Genomic DNA, 18,304 nt, shown 5'->3' with positions numbered 1-18,304 from the left:
CGATGAAAAAAACCTTTATGGGCGTGCGCCTGCGCCGCCTGCGCGAAGAACGCGGCATGACCCAGGTGGCGCTGGCGCGTGCGCTGGACCTGTCGGCCAGCTACCTGAACCAGCTGGAGCAGAACCAGCGCCCGCTCACCGTGCCGGTGCTGCTCAAGATCAACGCCGTGTTTGGCGTGGATGTGCAGCGGTTCTCCGACGACGACGAGGCGCGCCTCATCACCGGCCTGCGCGAGGTGCTGGCCGACCTGCCTGCGGGTGTGGGCGGAGAGGGCGCAGGCGATGCCGTGTCGCTCGCCGAGATCCGCGAGCTGGCCGCTGGCATGCCCGCCGTGGCGCGCACGCTGCTCGCGCTGCACCAGCGGCACCGCCAAGCGCTCGAACGCCTGGCCGCCCTGGGCAACGACCGGGGCGGCGAGGGCGCCATGGCCCACCACCCGCCCATGGCCTATGAAGAAGTGCGCGACTTCTTCTTTGCGCGCCAGAACCACATCGCCGAGCTGGACGACGCTGCCGAGCAGTGCGCTGCCGACTGGGGCCTTCTGCCCGGCCGGGCGGACGAGGCGCTGGCCCAGCGCCTGCTGGCCGCCCATGGCGTGCGGGTGGTGGACGTGGCCGACCTGCCGGGGCAGGCGCAGCGTGTGTTCCAGGCCGACACCGGCGTGCTGCAACTGGCCGTGGGGCTGGAGCGCGGACAGCGCGCTTTTCAGATGGCGACGCAGCTGGCGTTTCTGGAACAAGGCGCCGAACTGCAGCGGTTGGCCGATGCAGCGGGCCTGTCCAGCGACCAGGCCCGTTCGCTGGCACGCATTGGCCTGGCCAACTACTTTGCGGGGGCGCTGGTGCTGCCTTACGCGGCCTTTTTGCGGGCCGCGGAGGCTGCACGTTACGACATCGACCGGCTGGGCCAGCAGTTTGGCGTGGGGTTCGAGACCGTGTGCCACCGCCTGTCCACCCTGCAACGGCCCAGTGCGCGGGGTGTGCCGTTCTTCTTCATCCGGGTGGACCGCGCGGGCAACATCAGCAAGCGGCAGTCGGCCACCCACTTTCACTTCAGCAAGATCGGCGGCACCTGCCCGCTGTGGAACGTGTACGAGGCCTTTGCCCAGCCGGGCCGCACCGTACCGCAGGTGGCGCGCATGCCCGACGGGCGTGTCTACTTGTGGGTGGCGCGCACGGTGTCGCGCAGCGGGGGCGGGTGGGGGGCGCCAGGCAAGGAGTTCTCGGTGGCGCTGGGCTGCGACATCCGCCACGCGCCGCAACTGGTGTATTCACGGGGGCTGGACCTGGCCAACCCCGAAGCCGCCGTGCCCATTGGCATGGGCTGCAAGGTGTGCGAGCGTGACGCCTGCCCGCAGCGCGCGTTTCCGCCCATCGGCCGCGCGCTGGACGTGAACGAAAACCGCAGCCGGTTCGCGCCGTACCCGGTGGCGCCGCCACCCGCCGCTCGGTCCGGGGCGTGACTGGCCGGTCATGAAATATGCTCATCATTTCATAGCTTGCAAGGCATGTCGCTGTGGCGCTGGAGGCACTTTCTTCTTAAATTTTTCGCTGTAACCAGATGTTGGCCCCACAGGGGCAGGATTGCCGCTATCCTGCGCAATTCCCATGCTGTCCGGCCGGATGTCTGGCGGGTAGCGCAAAGGTGCGTCTCTGACTTCTTTCACCCCGTCCCCGCAGGTTGCCCAGGCACTCCCAAGCCGCTATCGGCATTGGGTGGCAGGCGTGGGCGTGGCCGTCCTGGGGCTGCTGATGAGTCTTTGGCTCGCGCAGCACCAGGCCGCGTCGATGGCGCAGATCGAGGAAGCCCGCTTTACCCAGGAAACGCGCGCGTTCTCCGAGGCGCTGAGCCAGCGCATCGCCGGGCACACCGAGGTCGTCAATGGCCTGCGTGGCCTGTTCACCGCCAACCCCCGCTTGTCGCGCCTGGACTTTGAACGTGCCGCCAGCGAGATGGAGGTAGGCCAGCGCTACCCCGGCGTGCGCAATCTGTCTTTCACGCGCTGGGTGCCGGGGCGCGACAGGGAGGCCTACGAGGCCCGCGTGCGGGCCGACACCTCGATGTCACCCGAAGGCTTCCCCCAGTTCAAGATTCACCCGCCTGGCGAGCGTGCCGAGTATTTCGTGGCCGAGTACCTCTGGCCTCTGTTTGGCAACGAGAGCGTGCTGGGGCTGGACATCAGCGCCCAGCCCACGAACCTCGCGGCCATGCGCTACAGCCGTGATAGCGGGCAGACCGTGGTGTCCGCCCCGTTTGACCTGCTGCAGGAAAGCGCGCACCGCGCGGGTATCGTCATCCGTGTGCCGGTGTTCGACCCCACGGCGGGCACGGCAGAGCAGCGTTTTGTGGGGGCGGTGGCCTCCACGCTGCGGGTCTATGACCTGGTACAGGGGCTTGGCAGCCAGGGGTTCCTGAATGGGATCGCCGTCTCCATGGTGGACCTGGGGCCCATACGCACCGACTCGAATGACACCGCCGTGCGCACCCTGCTGGAGCCGACGGCCCAGGGCCTGCCCGGCGCACAGCCCCTGGTGCGCGAGCTGGCGGTGCATGACCGGCGCTGGCAGCTCACCTTCTACCCGACCCGGTCGTTCCTGACCGCGTCCGAAACGCGCTTGCCCTGGCTGGCGGGGCTGGCTGCTGCGCTGGTGTCGTTGCTGCTGGCTTCCACCGTGGCCCTGCTGGTGCGCCAGCGCACCCTGGCACTGGTGCGTGCCCAGCTGTCCGACGAGGCGCGGCGCGAGAGCGAAGAACGGTTTCGCGCGCTCTTCAACCAGGCCACCGTGGGCGTCGCCCAGGTGGATTCATCCACCGGCCAGTTCGTGCGCGTCAACCAGCGCTACGCTGACATCCTGGGCTACACCCCGCAGGAGCTGGTGGGCATGACCTTTCAGAGCCTCACCCACCCGGACGACCTGGCGGCGGACCTGGCCCATGCCCGACGGCTGCAGAGCGGCGATGTGCCCGAATACCGGCTGGAAAAACGCTATATCCACAAGGACGGACACGAGGTCTGGGGCGACTTGACGGTGTCGTCGATGTGGACGTCGGGCTCCGCGCCCGGCTACCACATTGCCGTGGTGCAGGACATCACCGGGCGCAAGCGCATGGAAGAAAACCTGCGCGCCAATGAACAGCGTCTGCGCAGCATCCTGGAGCGCCTGCCCATGGGCCTGTGCCTGGTGCAGGACGATGGGCTCATCAGTTTCCGCAACAAGCGCTATGTCCAGATCTGCGGCTACACCCAGGAGGAGGTGCCCGACACCGACACCTGGTGGCAGCGCGCCTACCCTGATGCTGCGGAGCGCGATGCGATTCGCCAAAGGCTGCTGGACGCCAAGCACCTGGGTGTGATCCCGTTGGCCGAGTACACGATCTGTTGCGCGGATGGCAAGTACAAGCCGGTCGAGATATCGGGCATCTTTGTCGACGGGGGTCGCCTGATCACGATGGAGGACCTGAGCCAGCGCAAGGCCGCCGAGGAAGAGATCAACCAGCTGGCGTACTACGACCCCCTTACCCGGTTACCCAACCGCCGCCTGCTCATGGATCGGCTACAGCAAGCGCTGGCCACCAGCGCGCGCCACCACCGCAGTGGCGCGTTGCTGATGCTGGATCTGGACAACTTCAAGACCGTCAACGAGACCCGCGGCCACGACCGGGGCGATGCCTTGCTGCTGCAGGTGGCACACCGCCTGCGCAGCTGCGTGCATGAGGACGACACCGTGGCCCGCCAGGGCGGCGATGAATTCGTCGTGGTGCTGGAAGACCTGGGCGACAGCCCCGAGGAAGCCGCCGCGCGCGCCGAAGACGTGGGCCAGCGCATTCTGGGGGTGCTGCGCCAGCCCTACCAGATCGATGGCGACGCACACCACAGCTCGCTGAGCATGGGTGTCACCCTCTACAGCGGCACCCGCGAGACGGTGGACGAACTGCTCAAGCGCGCCGACCTGGCGCTGTACCAGGCCAAGAATGCGGGGCGCGACACCTTGCGCTTTTATGACCCCCAGATGCAGGCCGTGGTCAGCGCCCGCGCCACGCTGGAGCTGGACATGCGGGTGGGCCTGGCGCAGGGCCAGTTCGAGCTGTACTACCAGCCCCAGATCGACCATGGCCGCATCACCGGGGCCGAGGCGTTGCTGCGCTGGCGGCATCCGCGCGATGGTTTCATATCGCCCGCACATTTCATCCCGCTGGCCGAAGAAACCGGCCTGATCCTGCCGCTGGGGGAATGGGTGCTGCAGGCGGCCTGCCGCCGCTTGGCGGCCTGGGCCCAGCAGCCCGAGCTGGCCTTGCTGAGCCTGGCGGTCAACGTGAGCCCACGGCAGTTCCACCAGACCGGTTTTGTCGCCCAGGTGTTGGCGGCGCTGGCGGGCGCGGGGGCCGACGGCCACCAGCTCAAGCTGGAGATGACCGAAGGCCTGCTGCTGCAGGACGTGGAGGACACCATCGACAAGATGGGCCAGCTCAAGGGGTACGGCGTGGGCTTCTCGCTCGACGACTTCGGCACCGGCTATTCATCGCTGAGCTATCTCAAGCGGCTGCCGCTGGACCAGCTCAAGATCGACCAGAGCTTTGTGCGCGACGTACTCACCGACCCCAACGACGCAGCGATTGCGCGCACCGTGGTGGCGCTGGGCACCAGCCTGGGCCTGCGCGTGATTGCCGAGGGCGTGGAAACCGAGGCGCAGCGCGAGTTTCTGGAGCGTCACCACTGCCACGCCTGGCAGGGCTACCTGCTCAGTCCCGCCGTGGCGGTGGACGAGTTCGAGGCGCTGGTACGCCGCACCAATGGCGCACTGGACGGGAGCGTTTGATGACGCCAGGCCCGCGCCGGGTGCAGGTGGCTGCGGACGGTGTCTGGGAGGCAATGCGGGAACGGAGATCCTTTTGGAAACCCTTTGTGCTCGCAGGCTGGCTGAGCCACCTATGATGCAGGCGCCTGTTCGCCGCCACCTCCATGTTTTTCAAGAAGCACTCGCCGCCCGCACCCATGCCCCTGGCGCCATCGACGCAGGACTTTGACGCGCAGCGCGAACGCTCGGTGATTGCCGAGATGCTGCTCAAACGCTCGGCCAAGCTGATCCTGGGGCGCAGCGAGCTGGAGATCATTCGCGGGGTGTGCCAAGCCATCGTGGATGTCACGTCTCATGTCCGCCTGGCCTGGACCTGGTTTGGCCCGACCGACACGCACACCATACGCCCCCAGGTGTACGCAGGCCCGGCGGCCGCCTATGCCGAGTCGCTGAACATCGAGCGCAACCTGCTCACCCGCATCGGCCCAGCATTCACCACGCTGGACGGTAAGGCTGCAGGCCCCTTCACGGTGTCGCAGTTCTCACCGTTTGGCCCCTGGCGCGAGGCGGCGCGCCACCACGGCATTCACCATGTGCTGGCCTTGCCCATTGCCTCCACCTTCAATGGCTACAGCGGCATCTTTGTGTTGTATGCCGACCGTGATGGCTACTTTGACGAGGTCGGCGTGAGCCTGTTTGCCGGGCTGGCCGAGCTGTTCGGCTCGCTCATGACCGTGGCCGCCGAGCGCCAGGAGCTGCAGCGCGCCGCTTACCACGATGCGCTCACCGGGCTGCTCAACCGCCATGCGGTGGACCTGATCGACCGGCGCGTGTACCGCGCCTCGCTGTTCGAGCCTGCCTCGACCATCCTGCTGCTGGACCTGGACCGTTTCAAGAGCATCAATGACCGTTTTGGCCACGACGCAGGCGACCAGGCGCTGCAGGCCGTGGCCCGGGTGCTGACCGATGCGCTGCGGCGCGGCGACGAGATCATCCGCTGGGGCGGCGAGGAGTTTCTGGTCTGCCTGCCGCAGACCGCGCTGCCCGACGCGCTGAAGGTGGCCGAGAAACTGCGCCGCGCGGTGGAGGGCATCACCGAGCCCGAGCAGCTCACCGTGTCGATCGGCGCCTGTGAGATCGCTGCGCTCCAGCATCTGCCCCAGGCCGTGGCCCGCGCTGACGAGGCCCTGTTCCAGGCCAAGTCGGGCGGGCGTAACCAGGTGTGTGTGCTGCCATAAGGCGGGTGGTTTTGGGTTATCAATTTTGATAGCAAACAAACCATGTTGCACTACCGCATCAGGCGGTTTTTGCTCGATTTTTTGGTAGAGAGCATCCCCAGGCTCCCCTGGCGACCGCAGGGCCACGGAGCCGGGCAGGCGGCGCGGTATCATTCCGGCCTTGCCCACACCCGGCCCTGCCGGTGTGTTTTACGCCGGGACTGCGCACCGGCGCCCTGGTTGACCCCCGCGTCCCTCCTGCCTTTATCCGCCATCTGATCCGTGCGTCTTACCTCGATCAAGCTCTCCGGTTTCAAGTCGTTCGCTGAACCCACCAACTTCATGCTGCCCGGGCAACTGGTCGGCGTGGTGGGCCCCAACGGCTGCGGCAAGTCCAACATCATGGATGCGGTGCGCTGGGTGCTGGGCGAGAGCAAGGCCAGCGAGCTGCGCGGCGAGAGCATGCAGGACGTGATCTTCAGCGGCACGACCACGCGCAAGCAGGCCAGCCGCGCGAGTGTGGAGCTGGTCTTCGACAACTCCGATCACCGTGCGGGTGGCCAGTGGGGCCAATACGGTGAGGTGGCCGTGCGCCGCGTGCTCACGCGCGACGGCACCAGCAGCTACTACCTGAACAACCAGCCCGTGCGCCGCCGCGACGTGCAGGACGTGTTCCTGGGCACGGGCCTGGGGCCCCGCGCCTACGCCATCATCGGCCAGGGCACCATCAGCCGCATCATCGAAAGCCGCCCCGAGGAACTGCGCCTGTTCCTCGAAGAGGCCGCCGGGGTCTCCAAGTACAAGGAGCGCCGCCGCGAGACCGAAAACCGTCTCTCGGACACGCGCGAGAACCTCACGCGGGTCGAGGACATCCTGCGCGAGCTGAACGCCAACCTCGAAAAGCTCGAAAAGCAGGCCGAGGTGGCTGCCAAATACAACACGCTGCACGCAGACGCGACGCTCAAGCAGCACCAGCAATGGTTCTTGAAGCGGGCCGAGGCCGAAGAGCAGCAGAACAAGGTGCGCCTCGATGGTCTGCAGGCCGTGAACGACCTCGAATCGCGCATGGCCGACCTGCGCGCCGTCGAGTCCGACCTTGAAACCATCCGCCAGGCCCACTACGCTGCGGGCGACCAGGTCAACCAGGCCCAGGGCCGGCTGTATGAAGCCACGGCCGAGGTCGGCAAGCTCGAAGCAGAGATCCGCTACGTGGTCGAGGGCCGCCAGCGCGTGGAGCAACGCCTGGTGCAACTGGCCGAGCAGATCGCCCAGTGGCAGGCCCGCAAGGAAGACGCCGACGTGGAGCTGGAAAACCTGGCCGGTGCGGGCGTGGATGCCGAGGAGCGTGCCGAACTGCTGGCCGCCCAGGTGGAAGAGCAGGCCATGCAGCTGCCCGACCTGGAAGACGCCCTGCGCCAGGCGCAAAGCCGCACGGCCGAGCAGCGCAGCAGCGTGGTGCAGGTGCAGCAGCAGATTGGCGTGCTGGCCGCCGAGCAGCGCAGCTTTGACGAACAAAGCCGCCAGCTCGACGCCCGCTTTGAGCGCCTGCGCACCGACCGCAATGCGCTGGCCGCGCCCGACGAAGCCCGCTTGACCAACCTGCGCGAGCAGCTCGAAGAAGCGCAGGAGATCGCTGAAACCACCGAGGCCCGCCTGCACGAGCTGCAGGAATCCGTGCCCCAGCTCGACGAAGACCGCCGCGCCTGCCAGCAGGCCGTGAATACCGAAAGCGCGCGCCAGGCCGAGCTGTCGGCCCGCATGGAGGCCCTGAAGGCCCTGCAGGAAAAGGTCAAGACCGACGGCAAACTGCGCCCGTGGCTCGCCAAGCACGGCCTCGATGGCCTGCAAGGCCTGTGGAGCCGCATCCACATCGAACCCGGCTGGGAAAACGCACTCGAAGCTGCGTTGCGCGAGCGCCTGGCGGCGCTGGAAGTCGGGCGCCTGGACATGGTGCGTGGCTTCCTGGGCTCGGGCGGCAATGACGCACCGCCCGCGCGGCTGGCCTTCTACAGCGCCCCCGCTGCGGGTCACCCCGAAACATCGTCGCCCCACGCCCGCCTGTCCGACTTGCTGCGCCTGAACGATGCGGGCCTGCGTGCCGTGTTGGTGGACTGGTTACAGGGTTGCTACACCGCGCCCACGCTGGACGAAGCCCTGGCCCGCCGCAGCACGCTACAGCCCGGCGAAGTGGTGTTTGTGCCCACAGGCCATGCGGTCAGCGCCCACAGCGTGAGCTTCTATGCGCAGGACTCCGAACAGTCCGGCATGCTGGCCCGCGCGCAGGAAATCGAACACCTCGAAAAAGAACTGCGCGCCCAGGCCCTGATTGCTGAAGAGTCGCGCACTGCCCTGGTCCGCGCCGAGGCCGCCTATGCCGACGCCTCGCAGCGCTTGGTGGCGGCCCGCCGCGAAGCCACCGAAACCCAGAGCCGCGCGCACGAATTGCAGGTCGAAACCCTGCGCCTGACGCAACTGGCCGAGCAGACCCGCGCCCGCAGCGCACAGATCGACGGCGACCTGGCTGAGGTCGAGGCCCAGCTGGCCGACCTGCAGGAGCGCCGTGTGGCGGCCGAGGCGCGCTTTGAAGAGCTGGACATGCAACTGGCCGACAGCCAGGAGCGCGAGGCCCAACTGGGCGACAAGGTGATCGAGGCCGAACGCAAGCTCACCGCGTGCCGCGAACAGCAGCGCACGCTGGAGCGCCAGGCGCAAGAAGCCACGTTCTCACAGCGCAGCATGGAGGCGCGCCGCGCCGAGTTGAACCGCTCCATCGAAACCGCCACCCAGCAGGCTAAGGCACTGGCCGACGAGGAGCAGCGTGCGCGCGACGAACTCGCCCGCCTGTCCGATGCCGCCGCGCAGGGTGGTCTGCAGGCCGCGCTAGAAGTGAAGATGGAGCGCGAGAAGGCCCTGGGTGCCCAGCGCAGCGAATACGACGACCTGACCACCAAGCTGCGCGCCAGTGATGAACGCCGCATGCAGCTGGAGCGCGCGCTCGACCCGCTGCGCCAGCGCATCACCGAATTCCAGCTCAAGGAACAGGCCGCGCGCCTGGGCTTGGAGCAGTACACCACCTTGCTGCAAGATGCCCAGGCCGATCTCGAAGCCGTGGCCCGCTCCATCGAGGAGGGCAACGTGCGCATTGGTGGCCTGCAGAGCGAAATTGATCGCCTGCACCGCGAGATCACGGCGCTGGGCGCCGTCAACCTGGCCGCGCTGGATGAACTCAAGCTGGCCAGCGAGCGCAAGGTGTTCCTCGATGCGCAGACCGCCGACCTCACCGAGGCCATGAACACGTTGGAAGACGCGATCCGCAAGATCGATGGTGAGACGCGCCAGCTGCTGTCGGGCACCTTCGACACCGTGAACGCGCACTTTGGCCGCATGTTCCCCGAGCTGTTTGGCGGCGGCCAGGCCAAGCTCATCATCACCGGCGACGAAATTCTGGATTCGGGCGTGCAGGTGATGGCGCAGCCGCCCGGCAAGAAGAACCAGACCATCCACCTGCTGTCGGGCGGCGAAAAGGCGCTCACGGCCATCGCGCTGGTGTTTGCGATCTTCCAGCTCAACCCCGCGCCGTTCTGCCTGCTGGACGAGGTGGACGCGCCGCTGGACGACGCCAACACCGAACGTTATGCCAAGCTGGTGTCCAGCATGAGCAAGGGCACGCAGTTTTTGTTCATCAGCCACAACAAGATCGCGATGGAAATGGCCGAGCAACTGATCGGCGTGACCATGCAGGAGCAGGGCGTGTCGCGCATCGTGGCGGTGGACATGGAGTCGGCCCTCTCGATGGTGGACGCTTGAACCCATTCATTCAAACATGAGCACATTGCAACTGAGTCTGGCCATCATCGGTGGCCTGGTGCTGGCCCTGATCGTGGCCTACAACACCTGGACCTCGCGCCGCAACGCGCCCAAGCGCGCCCTGCCCACAGAGCATGACCCGGCGGCAGAGCCCGCGCAGCGCCTGGAACCCGGCTTCGATGCGGGCGCGGCCGGTGCCATGCCACCCAGCGAGTTCCACGGTCTGGACCGGGGGCCGGAGCCGTCGGAACACACCGTGGACGCGGGCGACGCCCTGCAACTGCCCGTGCCACCGTACTCGCCCGAACGCCGCCCGGGGCTGGACCCGCTGATCGACGTGATCGCCGCGCTGCAGCCCGAGCATGTGGTGTCCGGCGACGCCGCCCTGGCCGCACTGCCACCCACCCGCCGCGCAGGCAGCAAGCCCTTTGCCATTGAAGGCCTGAACGAAGCCACCCAGCAGTGGGAAACCCCGGCCCCCGGTCAGCGCTACCAGTCCTTCCAGGCGGGCGTGCAACTGGCCAACCGCATGGGCGCGCTCAACGAAATCGAGTTCTCCGAGTTCGTGGTCAAGGCCCAGGCCTTTGCCGACACCATCAACGCCGCCCCCGACTTTCCCGACATGCTGCAGGAAGTGGCCCGCGCCCGCGAACTGGACCAGTTCGCCAGCGACCACGATGCCCAGCTCATGTTCATGCTGCGCGCCCGCCAGGCCGCGTGGAGCCCTGGCTACGTACAGCAGAACGCTGCCCGCCTGGGCTTTGTGCCCGGCGCCATGCCCGGCCGCCTGGTGCTGCCCGCCAGCACGCAAGGCCTGCCGCCCTTGCTCACGCTGGGCTACGACACCCAGGCCGCCTTGGCCGACGACCCGGACCAGTCCGCCATCCGCGACATCACGCTGAGCCTGGATGTCGCCCAGGTCCACCGCACCGAGCAGCCTTTTGCGCGCCTGCGCGACGTGGCCGCCGCCCTGTGCCAGGCCATGGACGGCGTGCTCTGCGACCAGAACGGCACCCCGCTGCCCGCGATGGCCATGGACCCGATTGCTGCCGACCTGGAGCTGCTGTATGACCAGCTGGATGGACGCGACTTGTCGGCGGGCTCCGTGCTGGCGCGGCGGCTGTTCAGCTGAGCTGAATCCAAAATGCAGTCGCTGACAAGCTGCCTTAGGGCGAAAAGCCTCATTTCCGTTCATCGGCACGATGTTGACGATCACGGAATCCAAGGTTTTCTCGTCGGAGCTTCAGACAGTTTGTTGGTGCTGGAGTATGTCTATGACTTCCAGATAGATGGCCTGATGGTCTTGCGTCGCTCGGACATCACGGACGTACGGCGGACTGCTACCGATGAGTTTCAAGAGAGGCTGTTAAAGCGTGAGGGAATACGTCCAGGACACCAGTTCTCGGCCTCCTTTGAATTGAACTCATGGCAAACCATCATCGAGCAACTGTCGCAGCATTACCCTCTGATGATTCTGGAGCGTGAGCTGGGGCCGTCGCCTGAGTTTGCGCTGGGTCGCTCGTTGCGGGCGACAGATGCACAAGTGGAGTTTCGCTCGTTCAATGGAATCGGAAAATGGGCTGAAAAAACCGTTCGATTGAAGTACGCGCAACTCACCTGCCTCCAAGTGGGCACACGATACATCGGCTTCTATCAGAGGCATTTCGAGCGCAGTCCCCGCCATGACTGAACAATCTGACCTTTTTTCGGCCCCAGCGTCCGTGGATAAAGCGCAACCAGCTATCAAAATCAAAGCACTGCGCGACCAGCTCAACCAATGGGCCCACCAGTACTACGTGCTGGACGAGCCCACGGTGCCCGATGCCGAATACGACCGCGTGTTCCGCGAGCTGCAGGCGCTCGAAGCCGCGCACCCCGATCTGGTCACCCCCAATTCGCCCACGCAGCGTGTGATTGGTGCAGTGATGGACGGCCTGGCCCCCGTGCGCCACACGGTGCCCATGCTCAGCATCCACACCGAAACCGATACCGAGGCCACGGGCGCGCAGGCTTTCGATGCGCGCGTGCGGCGCGAGCTGGGCCTGACCGACGCCGACCCCGCCATCGAATACGTGGCCGAGCCCAAGTTTGACGGCCTCGCCATGAGCCTGCGCTACGAAAATGGCCGGCTGGTGCAGGCAGCCACACGCGGTGACGGTGAGGTGGGCGAGGACGTGACGCACAACATCCGCACGATTCGCCAGATTCCGCTGACCTTGCCTGAGGGCGTGCCGCCATTGCTTGAAGTGCGTGGTGAGGTCTACATGCGCCGTGCCGACTTCGACGCACTCAACGAGCGCCAGCGGGAGCAGGGCGGCAAGACCTTTGTGAACCCGCGCAACGCGGCAGCGGGTGCGGTGCGCCAGCTGGACTCCAACATCACCGCCCAGAGGCCCCTGAGCTTTTTTGCCTACGGCCTGGGAGCGATCACTCCGCCGGCCGAAGGCGGGCCGGTGTTCCGCACGCACTACGAGATGCTGCAGACGCTGAAATCATGGGGTTTCCCAGTGGCAGCGCAGGTGCAGGTTGCGGTAGGTGCTACTGAATTGGTAGCATTTCACCAGCAGGTGGGTGCCAGCCGCGATGCGCTGCCGTACGACATCGACGGGGTGGTTTACAAGGTCAACTCTCTGCAGTTGCAGCGCGACCTGGGTTTCAAGACCCGCGAACCGCGCTGGGCCGTGGCGCACAAGTACCCCGCGCAGGAGATGGCCACCAAGATCGAAGGCATCGATGTGCAGGTGGGCCGCACCGGCAAGATCACACCCGTGGCGCGCCTGGCGCCCGTTTTCGTGGGTGGCGTCACGGTCACCAACGCCACACTGCACAACCTGTTCGAGATCCGCAAGAAGGGCGTGCGCGTGGGCGACACCGTCATCGTGCGCCGTGCGGGCGATGTGATTCCCGAGGTAGTGGGCGTGATGCCCGGCAACCGCACGGGCTATGTTCCCAACTTCCGCATGCCCGCAGCCTGCCCCGTGTGCGGCAGCGCCGTGGTGCGCGAAAAAGGCGAGGCCAACCACCGCTGCACCGGCGGCCTGTTCTGCGCCGCGCAGCGCAAGGAAGCCATCCTGCACTTTGCCGCGCGCCGTGCCATGGACATTGAGGGCCTGGGCGACAAGCTGGTGGACCAGCTGGTGGACGCCAACGTGATCCGCACACTGCCCGACCTGTATCGGCTGGGTCTCACGTCCCTCATCGCGCTGGAGCGCATGGCCGAGAAATCCGCCCAGAACGTGCTGGCGGCGCTCGAAAAATCCAAGCAGACCACGCTGCCGCGCTTCTTGTTTGCCCTGGGCATCCGCCACGTGGGCGAGGCCACAGCCAAGGACCTGGCGCGGCATTTTGGAGTGCTCGACGCCATCATGGATGCGACGGAAGAGCAGCTGCTGGCCGTCAACGACGTGGGCCCCATTGTGGCCAAGGCCATCCGCACCTTCTTTGAACAGCCGCACAACCGCGAAGTGGTCGAGCAGCTGCGTGCCTGCGGCGTGACCTGGCCCGAAGGCCCGGTGGCCGAGCGTGCCCCGCAGATCCTGGCGGGCAAGACGGTGGTGCTGACCGGTACTTTGCCGACGCTCAGCCGCGACGCAGCCAAGGACATGCTCGAAGCCGCGGGCGCCAAGGTGGCCGGCTCCGTCAGCAAAAAGACCAGCTACGTGGTGGCGGGCGAAGAAGCTGGCAGCAAGCTGACCAAGGCCCAGGAACTGGGCGTACCCGTGCTGGACGAAGCCGGCATGCTGGAACTGTTGTCAGGCCAAGGTGTCTGACGGAGCACGGTGCACCATGCCCGACTCTGTTTTTGCGTTCTCCATTCCCTTTCTCCTTCCTGGCCGGCCCCTGGTGGGGCGGTCCTGAAGCGACCCTTTATTTCCCGGCGATTCATTGATGCACAAGTGGCTGCTTTCTTTCCGGGCCCGCATGGCGGGCCTGTTGGCCTGGGTTCCCCAGCCCGTGCGGCGCCTGCTGCTGTGGACGGTGGTGGCCGTGCCCGCTGCGCTGCTGGTGTTCACGCTGGCGCTGGTGCCTTTCACCCCCGGCATCAGCGACATCCGCAAGGCCAAGAGCGAGCTGCCGGCGCAGCTCATGTCGGCCGATGGCAAGCTGCTGGCCGAATACCGCTGGGCCAACCGCGAGTGGGTGGAGCTGAACCAGATCTCGCCCAACGTGATTGATGCGCTGATAGCGACCGAGGACCACCGCTTTTACAAGCACTTCGGGCTGGACTGGCGGCGCACGGCGTCGTCGGTGGTGCTGACGCTGCGCGGGGACCCGCAGGGCGGCTCCACCATCACCCAGCAGCTGGCGCGCAACCTGTTCCCGGAGGAAATCGGCCGCTCGCGCACCCTCACGCGCAAGCTCAAGGAGGCGATCACTGCGCTCAAGATCGAGGCGTCGTATTCCAAGGACGAAATCCTGGAGACCTACCTCAACACCGTGCCGTTTCTCTACAACGCCTACGGCATCGAGATGGCCGCGCGCACCTACTTTGACAAGTCGGCCGACAAGCTCAACGTGCTGGAAAGCGCCACGCTGATCGGCATGCTCAAGGGCACGGCTTACTACAACCCGGTGCTCAACCCTGAGCGCGCACAGGCCCGCCGCAACACGGTGCTGTCGCAGATGCTCAAGCGCGGCAAGCTCGATGCCAAGCAGTTCGAGACCCTGCAAAAACGCCCGCTGCGTATCAACTTTGAACGCCAGACCGAGGTCATGGGCCCGGCGCCGCACTTTGCGATCCAGCTGCGCAAGCAGCTCATCGACTGGGCCGACAGCAAGGGCTACAGCCTGTATTCGGACGGACTGGTGATCCGCACCACCATCGACTCGCGCCTGCAGGCCTATGCCAACCAGGCGGTGGCGCGGCAGGGCCGGCAGTTGCAAGGTGTGGCCGACACGGCCTGGTCGCAGCGCAACGGCTGGGGCCCCAAGAACGAGCTGGTGCAGACCCTGGTGCGTGAGAGCGCCGAGTACCGTGCGGCCGTGGACAAGGGCGACACGCCCGACGACGCGCTGAAGGCGCTGCTGGACGACGCCGCCTTCATGGCCAAGCTGCGCGCCGAAAAGACGCGTGTGCAGGCGGGCTTTCTGGCGCAAGACCCGGTCACCGGCCATGTGCTGGCCTGGGTGGGCAGCCGCGACTTTGCACAAGACCCTTTTGACCACGTGCAGGCAGCGCGCCGCCAGCCAGGCTCTACCTTCAAGCCGTTTGTGTATGGCGCTGCGTTTGCCAACGGCGCCACGCCCGAAGACACCCTGATGGACACCGCGGTCGAAATCCCGTTGGGCGGTGGCCGCGTCTGGCGCCCCACCGATGGTGGCCTACCCAGCGAGCAGCCCATGACGCTGGCCGATGGCCTGGCGCTGTCCAAGAACACCATCACCGCGCAGGTGATGCAGCAGGTGGGCCCGGCCCGCGTGGCCGAGGCGGCGCGCGCCCTGGGCGTGCGGCAGTCCAAGCTGGAAGAGGTACCGTCCCTGGCGCTGGGCACGAGCCCGGTCACGCTCAAGGAAATGATCTCGGCCTACAGCAGCATCGTGAACCTGGGCCGCTATGTGGAGCCCGTGCTCATCACCAGCATCGAAGACCGCAATGGCAAGGTGCTGGAGACCTTTGCCAAGCCCGTGCCCGAAGAGGTCTTCCAGCCCCGGGCAGCGCAGACCCTGCGCAACACCATGCGCGGCGCCGTGGATCGGGGCACGGCCACGGCCATCCGCACGCGCTATGGCATCCAGGCCGACGTGGCGGGCAAGACCGGCACCACGCAAGACAACACCGATGGCTGGTTCATCCTGATGCACACCCGCGTGGTGGCGGGCGCCTGGGCAGGCTTCAACGACGGGCGCATCACGCTGCGCAGCGACTACTGGGGGCAGGGCGCGCGCAGTGCGTTGCCCATGGTGGGCGAGTTCATGCAGCAGGCCATCCGCAACAAGGTGATCGACGGTAACGACCGGTTTGTGGACGAGTTCGACACCAGCCCGCCACCACCGCCCGACAGCTCACTGGGCACCATGCGCGACTGGATTCGTGGCCTGTTCCGCTCCGACCCTCAGCAGGCTCCGGTGCCCGGCATGCCGCCCCGGCCTGCGGGCGCGGGGGGGCTGCCGCCGGTCACTATCGACCCACCGGGTTCTGTCTCTCCACCGGTGCCTCCAGAAGAGCGGGTAGGGGGCGAATGAACGACCGAGGCGCGCGTTCAGCACGCGGCCTGCTGCTAAGGGGCTGGCTAGGCAGTCAGCCTGCCGCGCCAGGCCACACGATGGCCTGCGCCACGATCACGTTTTGCCCATTGAAGGTGGCTGCGGGAGATCCGTACAGCCGATAGCCCAGCGCCAGCGCATCGCTCACGCGGCGGCAGAAGCTGGCGTCATCGGGACCGGTGAGCAGGCGGTAGGCGGGCAGGCCATCCGGCGGCACGCTGGCCTGCGTGGTGGAGGCGGGTGATGCTATCGAGGTGGCAACCGTCATGGCCGAGCCTATTCGATGTCGATGAAGTGCATGCCCATGGTGCCCGCCTTGCGGTCGGCAAAGTAGCACTCCAGCGTTTCCTTGACGGTGCGGAAGGCCAGCTCGTCCCAGGGCACCTCGTCTTCGGTAAACAGCCGCGCCTCGATGGTTTCGTAGCCTGGGTTGAACTGGTCGCTGAGCAGTGTGGCGCGGTAGAACAGGTGCACTTGGCCCACGCGGCGCACGTTCAGCAGGCTGAACAGGGGGCCGATCTCGATCTGCGCGCCAGCCTCTTCATCGGTCTCACGCGCCGCCCCTTGGGCCGTGGTTTCGTCCAGTTCCATGAAGCCTGCGGGCAGCGTCCACTTGCCCCAGCGCGGCTCGATGTTGCGCTTGCACAGCAGGATGCGGCCATCGGGCAACGCGGGCACCGTGCCCACCACGTTGAGTGGGTTCTCGTAGTGCACCGTGTTGCAGGCGGGGCACACTGCGCGCTGCTTGGTGTCGCCGTCGTCCGGCAGGCGGTACACCACGGCGGTGCCACAGGCGCGGCAATGTTTGATGGGGCTGCGGTAAGTCATGCAGGGGTTTGAGGGTCAAATGAGCCGGTAGCGCTAGTGCAATATGCGCTACCGGCTATTAAAATCGTAGCGTTGCATTCGCCTGGCCGGGCGGCGGGGCCGCCCGGTGGTCTTCAGACCACGGTCAGGCGCAAAGGCGTGAGGCCGCCCACGCCGCCTTCGAGCGTATCGCCACGCACCACGGCGCCCACGCCTTCGGGGGTACCGGTGTAGATCAGGTCGCCGGGCTGCAGCTCCCACGCGGCCGACAGGTGCTCGATGGTCTCGGCAATGTTCCAGATGAGCTGGGTCACGGTGCTGCGCTGGCGGTCTGCGCCGTTGACCTGCAGCCAGATGGGCGCGTTGGCCACGTCACCTGCCTGCGCTACCGGGGTGATGGGGCCGATGGGAGCGCTGGCGTCAAAGCCTTTGCCGATGCACCAGGGACGGCCCTGCTTCTTCATGTCGTTCTGCAGGTCGCGGCGCGTCATGTCCAGGCCCACGGCGTAGCCGTAAATGTGGCTGAGCGCGTCGGCGGCCTGGATGTTCTTGCCGCCCTTGCCAATGGCCACCACCAGCTCGATCTCGTGGTGCAGGTTGGCCGTCAGGCTGGGGTAGGGCAGCTGGCCCGTTTCGCCCCCGTTGACCACCACGATGGCGTCAGCGGGCTTCATGAAGAAGAACGGCGGTTCGCGGCCGGTGAAGCCCATCTCCTTGGCGTGTTCTTCGTAGTTGCGGCCCACGCAGTAGATGCGGTGCACCGGAAAGCGCTCGCCGCTGCCCACCACGGGCACGCTGACCACGGGGGCGGGAGAAAACACGTAGCTCATGTCTGCCTTTCAATTGTTCTGGGGTTCTGGGGATGCCGTCAAAAGCGCGGGCGCCACGCCGTGCACGCCTCGGTGTGGCAGTGTGCCATGGGCGCGGGTCTTCTGCTGTGGGGCGCTACACTGGCGGCCATGGCAAAGAGCTTCGATTTCCACAACACGCCGGGCCACCTGGTACGCCGCGCCCACCAGCGGACCGTGGCACTTTTCATGGAAGAGACGGCCGGATTTGATGTGACACCGGTGCAGTTCGCCATCCTGCACGAACTGCTGGCCCAGCCGGGCGAAGATCAGGTCACCTTGGCCGCCCGCGTGGCGTTTGATGCGGCCACCTCGGGGTCAGTCATCGGGCGCTTGGAAAAGCGCGGATGGATACGCCGCGAGCCCGACACCCGCGACCGCCGCCGCAAGCTGCTGTGGATCACGCCCGAAGGCGAAGTGGCCGCCCTGCAGATGCGCGATGCCGCCCAGCGCGTGCAGGAGCGCCTCACGGCACCGCTCACCGCCCAGGAAAGCGCCGATCTGATGGTGCTGCTCTCCAAAGTCGTCTACAACCACCAGGACCCGGCGGGCACCTCGGGCGCCTGACGGGGATGCCCTTGGTCGCCGGGCGCACTCTTTTTCTGGCCTGTCGGCATCGTGCCG

Annotated in this window: 12 protein-coding genes; 9 read left to right on the top strand and 3 right to left on the bottom strand. The window is 66.6% G+C overall.

The window, feature by feature from the left end; all coding sequences use genetic code 11:
• Nucleotides 1-2: 2 nt before the first annotated feature.
• The 8 genes from C8C99_RS09165 (at nucleotide 3) to C8C99_RS09130 (ending at nucleotide 16,004) form a co-directional block, all read left to right on the top strand.
• Nucleotides 3-1,463, top strand: a complete 1,461-nt coding sequence (locus tag C8C99_RS09165; protein ID WP_108627100.1) for a short-chain fatty acyl-CoA regulator family protein — start codon at nucleotides 3-5, stop codon at nucleotides 1,461-1,463.
• A gap of 289 nt (nucleotides 1,464-1,752) precedes the next feature.
• The gene (locus C8C99_RS09160; RefSeq protein ID WP_233247190.1) at nucleotides 1,753-4,818 is read left to right on the top strand and encodes an EAL domain-containing protein; all 3,066 of its coding nucleotides are present in this window, start codon (nucleotides 1,753-1,755) and stop codon (nucleotides 4,816-4,818) included.
• A gap of 143 nt (nucleotides 4,819-4,961) precedes the next feature.
• On the top strand, nucleotides 4,962-6,035 hold the full coding sequence (locus tag C8C99_RS09155; protein WP_108625562.1) for a diguanylate cyclase: 1,074 nt from the start codon (nucleotides 4,962-4,964) through the stop codon (nucleotides 6,033-6,035).
• A gap of 261 nt (nucleotides 6,036-6,296) precedes the next feature.
• Complete coding sequence (gene smc, locus C8C99_RS09150) at nucleotides 6,297-9,821, top strand: chromosome segregation protein SMC (protein ID WP_108625561.1); 3,525 nt, start codon at nucleotides 6,297-6,299, stop codon at nucleotides 9,819-9,821.
• Between the two features lie 16 nt (nucleotides 9,822-9,837).
• On the top strand, nucleotides 9,838-10,953 hold the full coding sequence (locus C8C99_RS09145; protein WP_108625560.1) for a cell division protein FtsZ: 1,116 nt from the start codon (nucleotides 9,838-9,840) through the stop codon (nucleotides 10,951-10,953).
• Between the two features lie 12 nt (nucleotides 10,954-10,965).
• Nucleotides 10,966-11,511: a hypothetical protein gene (locus C8C99_RS09140; protein WP_108625559.1), complete on the top strand. Its 546-nt coding sequence runs from the start codon at nucleotides 10,966-10,968 to the stop codon at nucleotides 11,509-11,511.
• The gene (ligA, locus tag C8C99_RS09135; protein ID WP_108625558.1) at nucleotides 11,504-13,591 is read left to right on the top strand and encodes an NAD-dependent DNA ligase LigA; all 2,088 of its coding nucleotides are present in this window, start codon (nucleotides 11,504-11,506) and stop codon (nucleotides 13,589-13,591) included. The genes C8C99_RS09140 and ligA overlap by 8 nt, the downstream gene beginning before the upstream one ends.
• A gap of 118 nt (nucleotides 13,592-13,709) precedes the next feature.
• Nucleotides 13,710-16,004: a penicillin-binding protein 1A gene (locus C8C99_RS09130; RefSeq protein ID WP_108625557.1), complete on the top strand. Its 2,295-nt coding sequence runs from the start codon at nucleotides 13,710-13,712 to the stop codon at nucleotides 16,002-16,004.
• Nucleotides 16,005-16,059: 55 nt separating this feature from the next.
• Here the strand turns inward: C8C99_RS09130 and C8C99_RS09125 are convergent, their stop codons facing one another.
• From C8C99_RS09125 to C8C99_RS09115, 3 genes are all read right to left on the bottom strand, one after another.
• On the bottom strand, nucleotides 16,060-16,293 hold the full coding sequence (locus C8C99_RS09125; protein ID WP_108625556.1) for a DUF1737 domain-containing protein: 234 nt from the start codon (nucleotides 16,291-16,293) through the stop codon (nucleotides 16,060-16,062).
• A gap of 8 nt (nucleotides 16,294-16,301) precedes the next feature.
• Complete coding sequence (locus C8C99_RS09120; protein WP_056644690.1) at nucleotides 16,302-16,853, bottom strand: NUDIX hydrolase; 552 nt, start codon at nucleotides 16,851-16,853, stop codon at nucleotides 16,302-16,304.
• Nucleotides 16,854-16,966: 113 nt separating this feature from the next.
• Entirely contained in the window at nucleotides 16,967-17,662 is a 696-nt protein-coding gene (locus C8C99_RS09115) for a fumarylacetoacetate hydrolase family protein (protein ID WP_108625555.1), read from the bottom strand.
• Between the two features lie 129 nt (nucleotides 17,663-17,791).
• On the opposite strand from C8C99_RS09115, the gene C8C99_RS09110 reads away from it, so the two are divergent.
• A complete protein-coding gene (locus tag C8C99_RS09110) occupies nucleotides 17,792-18,247 on the top strand; it encodes a MarR family winged helix-turn-helix transcriptional regulator (protein ID WP_043566498.1) in 456 nt (151 codons plus the stop codon).
• Nucleotides 18,248-18,304 lie beyond the last annotated feature (57 nt).

Origin of the sequence: Acidovorax sp. 107 (assembly GCF_003058055.1) — a bacterium.
Classification (GTDB): Bacteria; Pseudomonadota; Gammaproteobacteria; order Burkholderiales; family Burkholderiaceae_C; genus Acidovorax.
Note: the sequence above shows the minus strand (reverse complement) of the source record. Positions and strands in the feature narration are given on the sequence as shown.

What these genes read in the sequence shown, in the direction of transcription:
- C8C99_RS09145 (WP_108625560.1), top strand. Translation starts at nt 9,838, where the DNA reads ATGAGCACATTGCAACTGAGTCTGGCCATCATCGGTGGCCTGGTGCTG.
- C8C99_RS09155 (WP_108625562.1), top strand. Translation starts at nt 4,962, where the DNA reads ATGTTTTTCAAGAAGCACTCGCCGCCCGCACCCATGCCCCTGGCGCCA.
- C8C99_RS09165 (WP_108627100.1), top strand. Translation starts at nt 3, where the DNA reads ATGAAAAAAACCTTTATGGGCGTGCGCCTGCGCCGCCTGCGCGAAGAA.
- C8C99_RS09130 (WP_108625557.1), top strand. Translation starts at nt 13,710, where the DNA reads ATGCACAAGTGGCTGCTTTCTTTCCGGGCCCGCATGGCGGGCCTGTTG.
- C8C99_RS09160 (WP_233247190.1), top strand. Translation starts at nt 1,753, where the DNA reads ATGAGTCTTTGGCTCGCGCAGCACCAGGCCGCGTCGATGGCGCAGATC.
- C8C99_RS09120 (WP_056644690.1), bottom strand. Translation starts at nt 16,853, where the DNA reads ATGACTTACCGCAGCCCCATCAAACATTGCCGCGCCTGTGGCACCGCC.
- C8C99_RS09110 (WP_043566498.1), top strand. Translation starts at nt 17,792, where the DNA reads ATGGCAAAGAGCTTCGATTTCCACAACACGCCGGGCCACCTGGTACGC.
- C8C99_RS09140 (WP_108625559.1), top strand. Translation starts at nt 10,966, where the DNA reads ATGCAGTCGCTGACAAGCTGCCTTAGGGCGAAAAGCCTCATTTCCGTT.
- C8C99_RS09115 (WP_108625555.1), bottom strand. Translation starts at nt 17,662, where the DNA reads ATGAGCTACGTGTTTTCTCCCGCCCCCGTGGTCAGCGTGCCCGTGGTG.
- ligA (WP_108625558.1), top strand. Translation starts at nt 11,504, where the DNA reads ATGACTGAACAATCTGACCTTTTTTCGGCCCCAGCGTCCGTGGATAAA.
- C8C99_RS09125 (WP_108625556.1), bottom strand. Translation starts at nt 16,293, where the DNA reads ATGACGGTTGCCACCTCGATAGCATCACCCGCCTCCACCACGCAGGCC.